Origin of the sequence: Chamaesiphon sp. VAR_69_metabat_338 (assembly GCF_031423935.1) — a bacterium.
Lineage (GTDB): Bacteria > Cyanobacteriota > Cyanobacteriia > Cyanobacteriales > Chamaesiphonaceae > Chamaesiphon.
Genome location: NZ_JANPGM010000273.1, coordinates 1 through 3,751, shown reverse-complemented (window position 1 = coordinate 3,751; position 3,751 = coordinate 1). Strand labels below are relative to the sequence as shown.

At 45.1% G+C, this 3,751-nt stretch carries 4 protein-coding genes; all 4 read right to left on the bottom strand.

What is annotated here, in order from left to right:
• The coding region (locus RMO84_RS07995) for an SbmA/BacA-like family transporter (RefSeq protein WP_310487937.1) at positions 1–954 on the bottom strand (954 nt) is incomplete at its 3' end.
• Positions 955–1,146: 192 nt separating this feature from the next.
• Entirely contained in the window at positions 1,147–1,623 is a 477-nt protein-coding gene (locus RMO84_RS07990; protein WP_310487936.1) for a DoxX family protein, read from the bottom strand.
• A gap of 396 nt (positions 1,624–2,019) precedes the next feature.
• The gene (gmk, locus tag RMO84_RS07985; protein ID WP_310487935.1) at positions 2,020–2,571 is read right to left on the bottom strand and encodes a guanylate kinase; all 552 of its coding nucleotides are present in this window, start codon (positions 2,569–2,571) and stop codon (positions 2,020–2,022) included.
• A gap of 19 nt (positions 2,572–2,590) precedes the next feature.
• Positions 2,591–3,553 carry a glycosyltransferase gene (locus RMO84_RS07980; protein ID WP_310487938.1) on the bottom strand — a complete coding sequence of 321 codons (963 nt, stop codon included), beginning with the start codon at positions 3,551–3,553 and terminating at the stop codon, positions 2,591–2,593.
• Between the last annotated feature and the right edge of the window lie 198 nt (positions 3,554–3,751).

Sequence of the window (3,751 nt, the reverse complement as noted above, 5' to 3'; positions counted from 1 at the left end):
AGTAGTCAGCGATTGGAACCGCGCGACAATCAAATTCAGCGAGAAAAAGATCCGAATGAATGCGCCTTGCGCCTCGGTTACTTTGCCAACTTCTAACTCCCCAGCAAAGATCCCTGGAGCTACGACGATCGCGGGTAGAATAAATGGAATGAATTCGTAAGCATTGGTGAGAATATTGAGATTTAATTCCCAAAAAATCAAGCGTTTAAAATTGTCGAATACTTCCACAAACCGACCTTTAATCCGATCGGATTCGTAGCCTTCCCCCTGATAAAAAGCGATCGCTTCGGCATTTTCTCGGACGCGGACTAAACTGAATCGAAAATTAGCCTCTGTCTTGAGTCGCTCGAAATTGAGTCGCATTAATGGCTGCCCGAATACACCAATCGTCGTCAGGGTACCGACTAAGGCATAGACAATCAAAAATAACACCAGCGGTGGTGAAATCCCCCACAGGACGCTGGTAAATGCCGCGATCGCTAGTAATGAATCGACGAGGGCTAACAGCAGCGTTAACGACTCTTGAGTGAAGCTTTTAACATCTTCGGCAATCCGCTGATCGGGGTTGTCAATATTGGCTTGGGCGTAATTGAGATTGTAAAAGGCGCGATTTTGAAAATAGCGATCGAGAAATGAATCGGTCAACCACTTGCGCCACTCGACCCCTAACCTGTCGCGCAAATACACATAGCCAGCAAATAGCGGTGCATAGACCACTAACGTCCCCGTAAACACCCAAATTGTCTCCCAAAACCTCGCTTCATCGCGCGCCGAGAGTGCTGAAATCAGCACGCCGCGTTTGTTATTGAGCAGGACGCTTAAGCCGGTGTAGCCCAACGATAAGACGATGACCGCGAGTAATAATCCCCGCGCCCGCCATTTATCCTCGCTCGACCAGTAAGATTTGGCGATCGCCCAAAACTGTTTGAATACGGTGAGATTAAATCTTTGCATTGCTTTTGTGATGTGCCGCTAAGACTGGTTATTACACAAAAACGCTGCTTTGTCAGGTAAGGGTGCGCACTAAGCTGTCCTTACTTAAATCACATACTAGATTTGAGCGGGGGGCGGGGAGCGATGCGCGCACGCCTTTGTTTCCCGACGGTTGCGATCGAGACAGCGGGGAGCGGGGAGTTGAAGATCGGGTTACTTTAAGTCCTGAGTCAGGAATTTCACCCAGCGATCGGGTATTAACGATACTTGTTCGTCCAAGCTATCCGTGCGGGTATACCACCACGCCCACGCAATCAATACTGCTTGAAATGGCAGCCGCCCCCACCGAAAGGCATCTGAATCGGGAATGTTGGGTAGATCGATCGCATTTACAGCCATATTAATATTTGCTGGAAACACGGCAATAAATAGGATTAGCAAACCCCAAGCCGCAGCTTGACTCACTGGTGGTACTAACAGCCCAATGCCACCCAAGATCTCAAAAAAGCCGCTGATGTACACCAATGCTAGATGAGAGGGGAAATAATCCGGCACGATCTTAACAAAGGGATCAGGTACGACAAAGTGCATCGTCCCCACCACGATGATGCAAATCGCCAGCATGACTCTGAGCTGTTCCTTGCGAGTAGTCGCGATCGGTCGGTCGGCCTGAGGTGCTTCGGGATTCATCGCTTTAGGGCTATCTAGCGGTAAGGATTTTACTCATAATAGAGTCGATCGCCGAGCCGTTCCCTCCGCATTTGGGCAGATATTTTACTCGATCGCATTTACTCAGAATCTTAGAGGCTGTCTGAAAAGTCAATTCTGTTGAGCCTAAACCCTAGAAATCCCCCTAGCCCACTTAAAAAGGCAGGGTGGTTTCATACACCAGAAGAAAAATCTTTCAGTTCACTTCAGTGAACTTTTGCTATTAGCCCCAAATTTATTTGAGGGCGGTTGAGGACTAAGCAAATGGGTTTATGCATTTTTATTTTCTTGTACGAAACCACCCTGCTTTTGAAGGGGGATTTAGGGGGATTTGGATCTACGATTCACATCAAACAACCTTTTCAGACATCCTCTTAGCTAACCATTACTCACTAACTGCTCCAGTTCTGCTAATGCTGTTTGAAAATCATCATTGACAATCTGATAGTCGAACTCGCTTTGAGCCGCAATTTCTACCTTGGCTTGCTCTAGCCGTCTGAGAATGGCTTCAGGACTATCGGTACCGCGATCGCGAATCCGTGCTTCTAGTGTCTGGAAATCGGGTGGGAGAATAAAAATTCGTAATGCATCGGTAAATATTTTCGCTACCTGTCTGGCTCCAGCTAGCTCGATTTCGAGGATAATCGATCGACCCAAATCTAGTTGCGATTTTACTGGTGCAATCGGCGTACCGTAATAATTGCCAGCAAACTCCGCCCATTCTAGGAGTGCGCCAGCCGCGATCTCCCGCTCGAAGCGATCGCGGGGGTAAAAATAGTAGTGAACGCCATCGACCTCGCCTTCACGGGGCGATCTGGTGGTGGCAGAAACCGATAAATATAGTTCGGGATGTTGTGCGAGTAGAGCTTTGAGAAGCGTCCCTTTGCCGACGCCACTCGGCCCAGTTAAAACTATTAGTTTGCCGGTCATATGTAGCTCGCGATCGAAATTAGTGTCGATTCGCATTGTACTCGCGATCGCTACGTGAGGGACACGGATGCATTGCAACATCAATTAACTTATGTCTCAGATGCTGCCCTACACACCGATAATAAGAGCGTAATAATCTCAGCGTCCGTTTTAATCTTTGGATCGAAAGACCTCGATAGCTTTTATAATCTCTCAAGTTAGTTTGAGCTAGGGTTTCATGAAACATCGAAAAATTGACGTGAATCCATTCCCCTAAAAAATCAAATGGATTAGGAGAGCCGACAAAATGAAATATGTCATTTGAATTTGATTTAATTAAATCTGAATTTGGATATAACGGGTGATTATACGATGGATCGATAACTTGAAAGTTTTCATAGAAAATGCAATTTAGGATTGCCTCATCTCCAAAAACTAATCGATCGACATATTTATTGGCGAATGCTAGGCATTTGGCGGTAATGTCCAGTTCTCGCCATTTTTTCAGATCCATCAGCATCACACCAGAATTAAAATACTTGGCTTCTTTGTTCATGCCAATTGACTGGTAGAAGCTACTTCTGAGCGAATCTGCGATTGTTTCAACTGCTGAGGCACCGATCGTAAATCCATTGAGGTCTGTATCGAACAGCTCTTGGAGATCTCTACGGATACACAGATCGCTATCCAGATAGACGATCCGATCGTCTGGTAATAAGCTGGCCAGAATGAGCTTGGTAAAATTAAACTTATTACCATGCAAGCCACTAAACTTACCAAACAAGGCTATTTCATCGAATTCAATGATATTTAGTTGGTATTTGCGATCGAAGGGCTGTAGAGTTCGATGAATTTTATCTATATCTGTAGCCGTATATCCCTTACACACTAAATTTATTTTAACTGGACACTGCGAGCTTTGCATGAGTGAGTACAATGTTACATGCAAGCCAACTTCAATATTTTTGTCCGCACACAACCCAACAGATATCCCCGATTCCATAAAACAACCCAGTCCAGGAAATAAGTACAAGTCAAAACTTTAATACCAACAAAAAGCTTTGTGTATTTATAGTTCCCAGAAATAGAAATGTAATATCTATGAATTAAGATTTTGTAGATGGAATTGAGTAGCAATTTTTATACGTACAATATGTGAAATCCCCCTATGCCTCATTTTTGGGAGAGGCTAGGGGGATAT